General features: G+C 56.8%; 8 protein-coding genes. 5 read left to right on the forward strand and 3 right to left on the reverse strand.

The annotated features are described in order from the left end of the window. Positions 1 to 122 precede the first annotated feature (122 nt). The 3 genes from HYI44_RS15995 to HYI44_RS16005 all read right to left on the reverse strand — a co-directional run bounded on the left by HYI44_RS15995 (position 123) and on the right by HYI44_RS16005 (position 8,786). Positions 123 to 719, reverse strand: a complete 597-nt coding sequence (locus tag HYI44_RS15995) for a hypothetical protein (RefSeq protein ID WP_225569860.1) — start codon at positions 717 to 719, stop codon at positions 123 to 125. Between the two features lie 80 nt (positions 720 to 799). Further along, on the reverse strand, positions 800 to 7,486 hold the full coding sequence (locus tag HYI44_RS16000; RefSeq protein WP_225569861.1) for an NEL-type E3 ubiquitin ligase domain-containing protein: 6,687 nt from the start codon (positions 7,484 to 7,486) through the stop codon (positions 800 to 802). A 7-nt stretch (positions 7,487 to 7,493) separates the two neighbouring features. Continuing rightward, positions 7,494 to 8,786 carry a hypothetical protein gene (locus HYI44_RS16005; protein ID WP_225569862.1) on the reverse strand — a complete coding sequence of 431 codons (1,293 nt, stop codon included), beginning with the start codon at positions 8,784 to 8,786 and terminating at the stop codon, positions 7,494 to 7,496. A gap of 195 nt (positions 8,787 to 8,981) precedes the next feature. On the opposite strand from HYI44_RS16005, the gene HYI44_RS16010 reads away from it, so the two are divergent. From HYI44_RS16010 to HYI44_RS16030, 5 genes are all read left to right on the forward strand, one after another. Next, positions 8,982 to 9,275 (forward strand): hypothetical protein, encoded by a 294-nt coding sequence (locus HYI44_RS16010; RefSeq protein WP_225569863.1) that lies wholly within the window; start codon positions 8,982 to 8,984, stop codon positions 9,273 to 9,275. Positions 9,276 to 9,750: 475 nt separating this feature from the next. Then, positions 9,751 to 10,074: a hypothetical protein gene (locus HYI44_RS16015; protein WP_225569864.1), complete on the forward strand. Its 324-nt coding sequence runs from the start codon at positions 9,751 to 9,753 to the stop codon at positions 10,072 to 10,074. A gap of 500 nt (positions 10,075 to 10,574) precedes the next feature. After that, on the forward strand, positions 10,575 to 11,549 hold the full coding sequence (locus tag HYI44_RS16020) for a hypothetical protein (RefSeq protein ID WP_225569865.1): 975 nt from the start codon (positions 10,575 to 10,577) through the stop codon (positions 11,547 to 11,549). Between the two features lie 99 nt (positions 11,550 to 11,648). Beyond that, on the forward strand, positions 11,649 to 12,206 hold the full coding sequence (locus HYI44_RS16025) for a hypothetical protein (RefSeq protein ID WP_225569866.1): 558 nt from the start codon (positions 11,649 to 11,651) through the stop codon (positions 12,204 to 12,206). 512 nt (positions 12,207 to 12,718) lie between these two features. Then, entirely contained in the window at positions 12,719 to 13,438 is a 720-nt protein-coding gene (locus tag HYI44_RS16030; RefSeq protein WP_225569867.1) for a FadR/GntR family transcriptional regulator, read from the forward strand. Positions 13,439 to 13,504 lie beyond the last annotated feature (66 nt).

Raw genomic sequence — 13,504 nt, forward strand, 5'->3', positions numbered from 1 at the left:
GGGTATTTCCCGACGGGCATTGTGTGGGGGCGGCAGCAACCAATCTTGATGAGAAAGTGATGACCGAAGCGGATCAGGCGGGTCCGCTCTGTTATTCGCAGAACGGGCTATCGCCCAAACCATTACCTTCGGGTCACGGCCTGAGTTGAAGTGCCGGGAGCAGGGGGATTTCCGTTGGTGATGCCGACGCTGAACGACTTATATAGATTGATCAGACCATCGAGTCTTATCTGCGAAGACAGGGCGTCGCCCAACCGGGCCTTCAGTACTTGCGCCTGCAACAGGCGACGACTATTGACGGCAAGAATCTCGATCATGCGCTTACCGTTACCGCGCGCCGCATCAGTAGCGGCCTGCTGGAAGGCAAGCTCGCGCTCATGGCAGCGGTCTTCCAACAGGGCAATTTTGAACTCGGCTTTCTCATGCGCCCTGTCACCGGGCCTGGAGTGAGCGATAGCAAACGTGTCGAAACCGATTCGACGGCAAGACGAGTCGCCGATATAGAGATAGTCCCTCCCGCCACAGAGGGCTCCCCGCAACTCCCGAGACAGCGAAGGCGGCTGCCTTGCGGACATGCCCGCCGCTGAAGCGTCGGCGCTGGAAGTTGCACGGTTGGACACCAACAGCACCTCCCTCGGCAACGGCGGACCGATATAACCGCTATCGCTCGGCGCCTTCCTGTAGATGATCCCATTCACTTGCAAACTTCCAACATCCATTTCAACGCCCCATCCTTAGACATGATTCGCAACCATAGGACTAGCCGGGCACGGGCACTTGCATAAAACGCTCACTCCTTTTAAACCTTAAAACGCAGGTCTATCTCCTGCATTTTGTTGTACACCAAAGACACCCAGTCGTCGCAGCCTGCGCCAGCGTTATCGGCGACCATAAAAGTTTCCCGGCGCAACTCGGCGTGGGTCGCCAATCTTTCCAGCCATCCTTGCATCGCTTGCCTGGATACGACGTCATCGAAACGTTTTGACTGATACAGCTGCCCCAGGAAGGTGGAAAATAGTCCTGCGTACGCTTCGCCTTCGAGGCCGGCCCACAGGGTACGCACGGCCTCGCCCTCCTGCTCGCTGAACCATATCGTCACCCCATCACTGAGCCTGCGCATGTAAAGACTGGAGGGGTCATCCGCGTTCTTGATAAAGCGCACAACGGCATGATCAAGGCGCTCGCGCGCCATGCCGGCTTCGAATTTACGCAGAGTGCCATCACCCATAAAATTACCGATCATATTGACCTTAACGGGCTCGGTCAGGTCCGTTACAAAGCTGGGTATTTCCCTGAAGGCGTTAACCTCCAGTTGAAGTTCTGCCAACTCTGGCAAGCGGGGCATTGACGTCAGGCTGCGCAATTGATTGTGCGAAAGGTCCAAACGCCACAGTTGAGGCAGTTGCACATGCCTCAAAAAGGACACATCGTGCAGATTATTAGCATGCAGTTGCAGTGCATGCAGATTACGCATCGCGGCGGGAAACGTTAATTTTGACGCCTGAAGGTTCGGATTGGCCGTGATGGACAGCGTATGCAATTTGTCCATGGAATAGTCCAATGCCAACTCGCGTAACTGCGGGTTGGATGAAATGTCCAGCGTTTGCAAGCTGTCGACGCGACCCACTTTCAACTCGCGCATTTGCGCGTTATTGGTGATCTGCGCCAACCGAAGCCTGGGCAAGGAAACGCGGAGCACTTTTTCGTCATTGCAATTGATGATATGGAGTTTTTCCAACTCATACATCTTGTCCAGTGACAACCGCTGCTGGAACGTGACGCCCTGAACGTGAAGCTCCTTCAGCTTGGGCATGTTAATCGGCAATCTTACTTCAAGCGGTGTATTAACGGCGCTAGTGCTGACAATCTTCAAAAAACTCAAACGTCGCATATCCGCTGGCAGAAGCAGGCTCTGCTCAAGACTGCCAGCGTTAAAAAAAATTTCGAGCCTTGGCATATTCGCCGGTATGTCTTCACTCCTGAAAATATTCATCAGCGCCCCCGGCGAAACATGCTCGATCGCCCACACCGGGCTTCGATCGCCTTCCAATAGCGCTGCCAGCACAAGCTCTTCGGATAGATCCCACAATGGGGTGTCTACATCGTCTAACGCCGCAAATTGTTTGAAAAGATAATCGTATGCGTGCTTGAGATCGATACAGACGCCTTCGCTGACGAGCACTTGCTGCAATGCATGACGACGCTCCTTTGGCGTCAGGGCCATCGCACTGCGGTAGGGCTTCCAGGACTGGAGCTGTAAATAGTTGCCCGCCCAGGCAGGCGTCCTGCCGCCGTTGATTCGCGCTTTGAGCAACGCCATTTTCAGGATATCGCCGTCGGCTGGAAACGAGAACGCAGCCAGATAATCGCGCACCGCCTGAGCATCGGCGAAGGCATCGGACTGGCTCAACTCTTGCACTTTCGCTTCAACCAATACTCGCTCGGGAAACTCATTGAGCAGCACCTTGCGATTATTGATCCTGTCGGTCAGCAGACGCTTGCGCGTATCCTTTTCAAGGATATGGAATTCCCTTAAATAGGCGCGCGTGACGTCTGCGCTGGGGAACACTTTCATATCATTGAGCACGTCCTCTGGTGAATAGTAATTGAGGACGGTTTCCTCTCTCGCGTACTTTAACCCCCAAAGCGGCCAGTCAGCCTTGTGCGGCCCGCTCTGCCGGAGCCTGTCGTGCAACAACCAATCACCCAGGGCCGGTGCATCGGAGAAATCAAAATCCGCGGCTATCTGCTTGAGCGAATCCGGATCAAACCTGTTTTGGAGCGAAGCAAAATCGAAGGGTTTCTGCCCGAACATCCCATAGGCATACCATCCATCAGCTTTATTCTTCAGAAATTCATGGGAAGATTGAGGTAGCGGTTGATTTTTCTCGATCGCGCTACGCAGCGCATGGATGACATCCACGTTCGAACGATTGTCGGGGTCAAACCTGAACAGGCGCAGATACGCCTCCCACTTTTCCTCGCTACTGAAAATGGACACTCGTCTTCCCTCGCCCAGCAAGCTCGATCCATCCTCTGCGCCGAGACTGGAAGACCCCGCCCCCCCACCTGGCAAGCCCCCCTCATCGACCCGCCAGTGACCCTCGCGGTAATGCACCGGCGCGCCCTGGCCATCGGGCCGTTGCGGATCGCGTACGCGGATCGTCGCCCAGGCATTGTCCGAGTACACCTCGAACACACGGACCTCGCCCTGGTACGTATCCATGACAAAATACTGGCCGTCGATTGCGTAGAAGTCGCCCGCTTGCGCCTTGCCGGGGCGCGAACTCAGTTTTGCCTGGGGCTCCAGGATGGTGTCGCCGCGCGCCAGGACGTGGTTGATCCGTCCCTGGGGGGTGAAGGCGCTGATGCGGTGGCGGACCATGCCCTGTACAGCGGCTTCAAGCTCGAGCGCGCCGCTGAAATGGGCCTTGCCCGCCCAGTGCAACAGCTTGTGCAACGCGACCAGGCCGACGCCGACGTCGAACACATCCAGCCACAGGAACGCCACATCGCCGAAAGCTTCATTCAACTGGCCGCGGTCAAGGTGGCGAAGCGCGCTGTTGACGTCGTAAGCGGCCAGCCCCAAGACTCCCGCGCCGCACGCGACCGCCGCGATCCCGGCGCTGGCCGCCATGCACCCCGCACCAACCGTAAAACGCAGCCCCTTTAGCGCTTGCTCGCGCCGCACCTGGTCGCGACTGGTGGTGGCCTGCCGGACATTGTCGATCTGGTCTTCCAGCCATTGTAGAATGACCTCACGGTTAAAATCCGTGATCGGCACTGTGTGTACCGTTTTACCCGCCGCGCCGCGCAAGGCGTTATCGACCAACGTCTCATCCCGCTTCAAGGTGCGCGCCTGCAAGTCGTCGCGGTAGGCCGGCGTGTTGGCCCGGCGCAGGTAGTCTGTGAGTTTCAGCAGTTCCAGGCCGTAAGGGCCGTCCAGGTAGATGTAATCGGCCCCGTGTTCCCGCGACAGCACCAGTACTTCGGGAATCCGCACCTTGCCGATATGCAAGGCGTGCAGGCTCGCGTCGCCCGGAGTGGTATCGGGCAGGCCGTCCACCAGGCGCTTGAGCGCCGTGTAAGGGACGTGGTCGAGCTGGCCAGCGGCCTTCGCCCGAGCCAACGCCACCTGCAGCCCCTGCTTGATCACAGCCTCGTAAAGGCGACGCCAGCGCCGCCCGCGCAGACTTTCAGGGTCGAGCAACCGTTCAAGACTTTTAATGTACGCAGTCGCGGGGTAGGTGCTGCGCAAATACTCCTGCAAACCCTGCCTACCCTGCGGCTGGTTCAGTGCTCGGGCCACGGCTGGATCGTGATGCTCGACTGTGGCGTACCGGATGAAATTATTGCTGGCCGCGAACACGTTATCGGCTGTCGTGCGATAGCCCTCCAGGACCCAGTCGATGAAACTCATGCGCAAGCCGTTAAACGTGATGATGAGCGAATCGGCATCGACTGTGGCGTTGGTCGCCAGTATACCGTCAGTGCGCAGGGTCAAGGTCAGCCACGACGTGGCATTGCCGTGGGTGAACGTGCGCAGGTTCGGCAGGTACTCATCATTGAATTCTCCAAGCGCCTGCAGGGCCTGAGCGAGCGTTTCCTCCTGCAAAGAGAGGTAGGGGTTGTCCTCCAGCGTTTGCAGCCGGGCCTGCTCCCGGTCCAACCGCGCACCGGCCCGACGCTGAAGTGACTGGCGCAAGTTGACGTCCGCATTGACGACCTGCAAGTGCGCAGAGGTCCAGAGATGCGGTTGCCGCCCAAATTCATCGAAAAAGTGCCGCCAGCTCGCCCGCTGCCCAGGCGCAACAGCGCTCAGGACCACCTCCGGCAGTGGCTTGGGCACCCGCGATGCGCTGAAGAGGCTGAGGGTCGGCGGGGTTGCAAGGCGGTTTGCCGGTACGGCCGGGGTCGGAGGCGGTTGAACCTCGGCCTGCAGTGACTGGCGCAAACGCTTGAGATCGGGATGCTGGTACATCGCCCGCTGCGTGCTGAACACCTGCATTCGCCGCTGCGCCGCTCGGTACAGCACCACTCCGTCTTCCTCGCCGGCGGTGGTGCGCCGCACAAACACCAGCCATTGCGGCAGGTTCAGCGTCAGCTCATCGCCCCCCTGGCCGGTGGACAGTTGCAGGCTGGCGATCGTCACCTGCGGCTCGCCGTTGAGCGCCGCAGTCATCACCTGCAGTCCGGAAACATGACCGCCATCGCACAGCTCGCCCCTGAGCTTGCTTTCCAGCACCGCGAGCTGCAGTTCGTTCCAGTCGACATCCTCCTGGGCTTTTTGCAGGGCTGGCCGTTGCGCCTTGAGCCGCTCCAGCGAATCATAGCCAAGGCGTCCAAGGTGCTGATAACTGTCCGCCAGCCGCTGTTGATACTCCAGCCAGAGCGCCTGCTCTTGCGGGTTCGCGGTGTGCAACCAGTGATCGGCCGACAGATGGCTCCCGACCCACTCACCAAAAACCTTTAACTGCATCATCCTGTCTTGCCAACGCGCACTGACTAACGTCTGTTGGACCCATGCGATGATCTGGCGGGCCATGACCTCATCATCCACCGGTGGCACGAACCGGGCCTCGACGTCGCGCCGGTGGCGCACTGCCGCAGACACGAGTACGTCGAATTCGGCGAAGTCGGCCTCGTATTGGACAAGGTCGCGCAGCCCGGGCAGCGCGGGGCCAAAATCCTTACGCAGCAGTGCCATCACCCTGCCCCACTGCGCACGCTCATCACCCGCGAGCGCAGGATCGGCCAGCATCACGCGCAACTGCAGCAGCGTGGAGGTCAGCGTACCATCAGGTTTTTGGTGAAAATGGCTCAATGCGTCCAACACCGCTTCCCCGTGGGGCGTCAACTCGGTGAAGTCCGGCGCGCTGTACGCCTCTCCCGGCGTGGACATAGGGTTCGCGCTGCCGGGGCGCGTGGCGGCCCGCAATAGCGCCACGGTTGCGCCACTGACAGTGACCGCCCCCAGGCCCGCCAGTGCGCGCTGGCCCTGGGCCGTAACAATCATCGGCCGATACTCCGCGCCCGGTTCCTGGTGATACAGGAGAGCCTGCAAGTCCACCTCGCGCTCGAAGACCGCCGGGGCGCGCCAAATCAGGCCGCCGGCAACCCTGGAGATGCCGCTGGCCACCTGTCGAACCGCTTGCAGCAAGCCCATGGGCCTGCTCCCCACAGAGGGGGATGGCGGCTCGCTGGCACGAGGCGGCAATGTACCGTCCTGCGGGAGCGGCCGCAGGTCCCGGGCCCAGTGCACCCGCACACCCGCCCAGGACTGGGGGTTACGCACCTGCAGCGTTATTCCCGGTGGAGGCGCAGGCGTCGAGTTGCGCCACGCCTCCAGCGAGTCTAACGGCGGTTGCGCGTAGTACTTGAGGCTGGCGCAATTACCCGCCAGTCGATTCAGCGCCAGCACAAAGCGCGTGGACTCCAGCGAGGGGCTGCCGACATATGTGCGTAGCCTGCCCGACAGCGCTTGCTGGCCCGCCTCGGCCACCGCGCCTAGAACAGCACTTAACGGGATCAAGGGCAGCGTCATACTCCTCAGCCCATACAGGCCGTACATCAGCGCACACAGGGCCAACGGCCCCTTTTCCAGGGCGTTGCTGATGCCATCGAGTAACTCGCGGGGTGTGGAGGCGTGCTTGAGCTGCGACCCGATTGTCCGCCAATCGGCACTGAGCGCTTGCGCGCTCACCTGTCCCCGGCAAAAGGCAATGAGTTGCCTCGCCAGCGGGGTCAATGCACAGTGGCGCAACAACAGCACATTGATGAAACGCTGCACCACGCCCAAAGGCACCTGCACGAGCCACTCCTGGCGATACAGCCACTGATTGAGCTGGCGATACCCAACCAGCGCCTCACTCGCCGACGCCTGCATTTCGACTTGCCCCAATCGCTCTGCCAACGCCGCCTGTTGCTGATCGAACCGCTCGGGTAACTGCCGGTAGTCGGTACAGGCATACTGGCGACGCTTCAAGGCCACGTCCATGACCTGGCCCTGGAAAAATGCCAGGTAATTGAGCAGCAGATCGCTGGCCGGATCGCCGTCGCGGTAAGGTCCGCGCAGCCACAAGGCATCACGGTCTGCCGTCGGCACGGAGCCGGACGCATCTTCCAGCGTACAGCCGGCGCCCAGCGCCGCCGTGATCGCCGCAAGGACGTTCGCCTCCTGACCCGCAGCATGCGGCAGATGCCGCAAATGCTCCACGACAATGGCCAGGAGCGCCGTTAGCAGGCGCGGGTGCAAGTCATCGGGCGGCGTCAGCAGCATCTGCAAGGCGTCCTGTGCCTGCCTGGAGTCTGGCCTGTACCAGGACTCGCCGCGACTGGTCGTTAGCAGTGGCGTCAAGGGTAGCCCGGGGTTGCGGACGCCTTGCAGCATCGACGCGAGGGGCGTGAAGCCCCGAGTGATGGCGTCGCGGACAGCGGCGACTGCAACGGCCGGATGGCCGCAGAACGAGGGAAAGCCAATACTCATCGGCATGTCATCGACGATTTATGCGAGCACCGGGCTCGCCATTGAAGTGCTTCGGCGCCGACCGTTGCCCCCCTTCCAGCAGTTGATCCAGGAGCAGCTCCTCGAGCAGCTCCCACGCGGGCATACCTTGCCGGTCGGCAATAGCGAATTGCGCCAGATACGCTTTAGCTTGATCGAAGTCATGACCATAACACTCGTTAGCCAACACCCGCGTCAACAGGCGCTGACGCTCGACGCTGGACACTGACCCCACCAACAGCACGTACTCTTTCCAGGACGGCAGGTTCACGTAATAGCCCGCCCATGCAGGGGTTCTGCCGCCATTGCGTCGATCCGACAACAACGCCATTTTTAACACGTTGCCATCAGTCGTTCTTGGAAACGAGAACTTCGCCAAGTAATTGCTTACAGACTTATTACTGGCGAATACGCCTGCCTTGACCAATTGCCTTGCCTTGCTACGAAGATTTACAGGCGCGGAAAAATATTTACACACATCTGGCGTATTGATGCCCTGCTTAAGGCGATGAATGAGCTCCGAGTTGAGATCAATCCCATTCAGGCCCGCAATCTCCCTCCCACAAGCCAGGATGGCGGCCTGACAGGGAAATGCCCCGCTATTGAGCAATTTATCGACAAGGTAAAGGGACACGACTTCGTCATGCTTTGCGTATTTTATGGCCCAGGCAGGCCAAACACCCTGTTGATCGGGCAGCGGGTTGAGCCAATCGTGAACTAACCATTTCTTTAGAAAATCGCCGTAGGGCCCTGGTGGAAAATCAAACCGCTCAAGCGCTATGTTGGCAAGTTCCGGGGGCAGTTCGCCGGACTGTGGAGAATGCGGCCCAATCAACCCGTGTTCCAACCAATCCGACGGGGTCGTAACCCTGTCCCTGGCAGCATCATTAACACGCCAGTAACCACAGTGCCAGCGTAACGGCAGGTCCATGCCGTCAGGCCCGTTCGAATCGGACATCAGCACCGTTTTCCAGCCATCGCACGGTTGCACCGCGATTGGCCGCTCGTATCCTTGAATATAAAATCTGCCGTTCTGCACGCCGATAATGCTTTTGTCAGCCCCTACATGCGAGATCGTCAGGGAGGCTGGCACAGCCTGCGCGCACCGTGCACTGTCCAGATTCCGGAAAGCTGCCGTGTGGGGACAGGCCAATGCATTGGCCGGTGAATTGCGCACCGCTTGCACCTCGTCCACCGTTCGCCCAGAGGGGCGAACCATGAAACTGTTGACTGCCTGACTTGAAGGCCCGGCAAGACCCCGCGCGTGATGGTTGATGTCCATGCAGTTTTCTTCCTGTTAACCGGTACTTGATGAACTTCACTGATGGCCGACATATTCAAGACTGCACCTGCCTTCAACTTTCACAAAGCGCGCATGCCGCCAGGGCTTCCAGGCTAACGTCTGTCAGGAGTGAAACGGCCCGATCTTGACATGCAAGGATGCAGGCCACGCACGTAGGCTGTTCGCGTACCAGCGATGACCGCACGCACCGCCACCCCATTTGTTTTCGCAGCAGGTAGCTGGCAATTGTTGTTTTTACAGAGATTTACAACACGAAAATTCATTTTCCACCCCACCAGCGCATTTTCCATGCCCAGGTTCGCCGCTCACCACCCCGTGTGGTTCATCTACAACAACGCATGCGTCAAGGTCGACGGCCAAGGGCCCTTTACGGGGCTGCGTCACTGCTGGAAAAGACCACCCTTCGACAACTCGCTGAACAGCCACGACGACAGTGAGCGTTTTATGCAGGCAACTCTTCAGCACTAGCATTAGGCTAGTTTTTTAATTTCTGAACAAAAGCGAACAACTGATGGCGACTGTGGCGGATGAAGTAGGCTGGGGAATACGGGGTGTTTAGAGGCCTGCGGATGGAGGCCTCAGGACGCTCCATGCAACGCCTGAGAAAGCAGAGCTTGACCCAAGGTCAGACTCCATCTCTTTGTCTCCACCTGTCGTCAGTTAAACATGGACAACTCGGGCATTGGCTTGGATGAACACGTATACCAGCAAGCAGTGGGTGGTCTGCCTTATTTTATGGATAATTCGGGATAAGTGAGCACATTTGAGAAAATCACCAAACGTAACGCATGAGCGAATCAAAGTAGTACAAACCTTCTCGAGTCGACAGGGAGCGCCGCATCAGCACGTCGCTGCCTGCCTGTTGTCAACCGGTAACGGCTCAAACGCCCTGCCCCCGATAATGGAAAGCGTGCCCTCCCTTAAAAACCGGCCTTCAGGTCAAATGGCTGTTAAAAAAACAGAGGAGCAGATCACCAAAGAGCTCATCGACGACGCCACTCTCCTATCGCGCAAGCCGGACGATCGCACCGCCAGAAGCATGGACAGAGGCTTTGAAACTGTAGCCGACGCCAAAAGAAAATTGATGCAGGACCTTCTATTGAGCAAGGAGCGAATTGAAGACACGATTGCAAACCTTGAGTTCAGTAGCACTCCATCCAACAGCGGCTACTACTTGGACCTAAAGCATTCGCAACACCGAACAAGGCGAGCAATTGCAATCCTGAAAAGCGTGGGATCGACCGCCGACAAGAGCGCGCGGCGTTAGACATTTTTATAGTGTCTTACAGATGAGACTATGGAGCGAGGAATGACCTTTACAATAAAGCCATTATACATGTGACGCTGCGAGAACAGCGGTTAAATATTATTCTTACATGGAGTTAATCACTATGATAGCGGAAATATATAAAGCCTGCAGTTTTCCTAGCGCAGCCAACCGCCACATTGCTGACAATTTCGCAACCCCGGTATCGCCAACCAGGAAAAAGGTGCGAGCCTCACTGAAACCAGCTAAAAACACGGCTCCTGGTTTACGCCCGATAGCCGAGCAGGCTGCTCCCGCAAAACCGGCATCGTTATTTAAAAGATTTATTAATTTGTTTCAACGCAGGAAGCCGACAGTACCCCAAGGGCTTGATTTTTTTGGTTAGGCTATTAGTTTTGACGTTGTCACCATATGAAGCAATGAGATTTTATACGTATAACGCCGCTGCGAGAACAGATTTGAAATCTGATATTTTTATATCATACATGGAGTTAGTCAAGATGACAGAGAGAATACAAACACCCTGCAGCTTCGCTAGCGCAGCTAAGCGATACATTGCTGACAGCCCACCCCCCCGCCCCGCTCTCGTCAAAAACAATGCATGGGCTTCGCTGGCGTCAGTGAACAACACTACTTATTCTTTACACCCTATAGTCAACCGAGCTACTCCCGAAAAACCTGCATCGCTTTTGAAAAGATTCATTCACTTTTTCCAATGCGAAAAGTCGACGACTGTCCACAGGTTTGAATTTTTTGGTGCTCCTTTTGATATTGATGTCAGCGCCATCAGACGTTCACGTCCAGGTGAGAAGTTACACATCAGGTTCAGTAAAGAAATAATCAGGCTTTACCAGAGAACTCTAGTTATAGAAAGAGACTGCCGATCAAAAATCGAAAAAATCGCCCCAGAACAAGAACGAGTTATCATTGCTCAGAACCTGAAGAAGACCCTGGATCAACTTGAAAACACTTTAGCAGAACTTGAACGCCTGAAAATTTCTTGTGGCAAACACCACATTTACGATATCGAACTAAACCTGCTAATTGACGCTTGCTCATCATTCAGAAAAAAACTCGGGACAGGGATTATTACGTATATCGATAAACAAAGAACCGTCTCAACTGAAAAGATAAAACAACTCTGCTCGGAGAGCGGATGTCTTGTCGAACAGACCGAGAAGTTGCTGAAGACAACCAGTCATAGATTTAGTAAACAAGTAAATAAAAAGATCCAGAAAGACGCGCTTATGGAAAACATCGATCACTCCCGGACAGCAATGGAAAATGCACTCAACGCAATCAGAAGCAAATCGACCTGGTATTCAAAATCCGAGTACATGGAGCTGCATAACGCACTCACAAGGACTAACGAGGCAGCTCGCAGACTGAATTTCAAAGAGTTTGATAAAAAACTGACTGCTTTTACTTCGAAAATTCCACATGCAAAACTGAAAGCCCTTGTAGCTCAACACTAACTGTTGAGCCTGCTCCTGAAAAGTAGCGTTTTATACAAGGCAATTGTACAGAGACAAAAATATCGTTTCTATTTGAATATCCATGCAAGGAGCATAATCATGGTAACTGTGAAGCCTACAGCCGATACTAGTATATCGAGCACATTCTTTTTCCCGGATCCAGAAGCCCTGCACGCGAAAGACAGCTGGCCCGCTTCATTGATGGGGAGCAGTAATGCTCCCGGCAGCCTCTGCTCCATAAGCAGCAAGGGGCAAGCGGCTGACGACAAAAAAAAACTGTGGCAAAAAATCATGTTTTTCCTCAGACGCACATTTTGCGCTTCGAACCGATTTGCCTATGTAGGTCGATCGACCCCGCGCAAAGTTTCCTTTGACGTGCCGGCGATCAAAAAATCCATCCCGGGAGATCCAGTCCAGGATGAAGCCCGGGATAAAATAAAGACGCTCGACAAGGAGCTTCGTCTTTTACAGTTGCACTATAAGAAGTATGCCGAAGCATCCCCCAAAGGCGATCATTCTTTGCTGCAGATGTGTGAGATCAGGCAAACGAGCCAAAGTCTTCTCAATGACTGCATCATACTCAAGGACGCTTTGGGCATAGACAGCGCCAGCGATATTGGCCTGGCCGATTTGATCGCGGCCTATCAGTCGCTGTAACCTGGCGGGGCGTCTCGCTACTGCAATTGGAACTCGACCCGAACCGTAAAGCCTCAGGTTCCCGGACAAGGAGACGCCCGACCTCACAGGCGTCGAATCGCCCTCAAGGATGAACTTTTGGGAGCAAGCCTGCCCGCGATAGCTGCCTGCCAGCCAACACAATCACCCGATAGCCCTAGTGCTGGTCAGTTAAGTCAACACTCGATTTGTGGCTGTGCGCGGGCGTTTTCGAGCGCGCCGGGTGCCTAACGTCCCGGTCTTCCACACCTGCGTACGGCCGCCACCTATTGTGTGGAAGCAATAAGTCGCTCGGTCTCCTCCGCGCTCTCGCTGCGTCGTTAACCGTGACCGACGTGCAGATGTGTAAATTGAGAACTCCAGACACGGCGGCACACACGCCCCACCCTGCAGGCGCAAGCTCGCACACATTGGTCCTTCATCTGACTCAGTACCGTCTCCACGCCTGCTATCATGCGCCACGTCCCCAACCGCCCAGGATCGCACCGCTCGCCATGGATTACCGCAAACCCTCAGACCGCAAAAGCATGCATTCGCGCATCGTCCAGGACCTGGGCATGCAGATCGTCTCCGGACGCTTCAAGCCCGAGGACAAATTGCCCGCCGAAGCGCTGTTGTGCGAAGAGTACGCGGTCAGCCGCCCGGTATTGCGCGAAGCCACCCGGGTGCTGGTCGCCAAGGGCCTGGTGTATTCCCGGCCGCGAGTCGGCACAGTGGTGAAGGCGCGCAAGGAATGGCACATGCTCGACCCGGATGTGTTGCACTGGTTGATGCAAAGCAGCCCGCAGAATGAATTCTTCGACCTGTTGACCAGCGTGCGCAGCATCATCGAACCGGCTGCTGCCGCCCTTGCTGCGCAGCACGCCACCGACGCGGACATTGCCTCCATCGGTGAGGCATACCAACGCATGGAAGCGGCGCCGACGCCTGAAGCGTTGTTGCAACCCGACCTGGATTTCCACAGCCGCATCGCCGACGCCACCCACAACGACTTGCTGGCGAACCTGTGCAATATGCTGTCGGTGGCGATTGGGGAAGCGTTGAAGCATTCCAACCAGCGACCGAACCTGCATGAGCTGGCATTGCCACGGCACAAGGCGATTCTGACGGCGATCGAAAATCGGGATGCGCTGGGCGCGCGGCATGCGACGTTGGTGCAGCTGGATGATGCGCGTAGTGCTTTGAATGTGGTGCTTGGTACGGAATTGTCGTAGAGCAAAGTCAAAAGATCGCAGCCTGCGGCAGCTCCTACATGGGATTGCGTTCACCTGTAGGAGCTG

Source organism: Pseudomonas sp. Y24-6, assembly GCF_020295325.1.
GTDB classification, from domain to species: Bacteria; Pseudomonadota; Gammaproteobacteria; order Pseudomonadales; family Pseudomonadaceae; genus Aquipseudomonas; species Aquipseudomonas gregormendelii.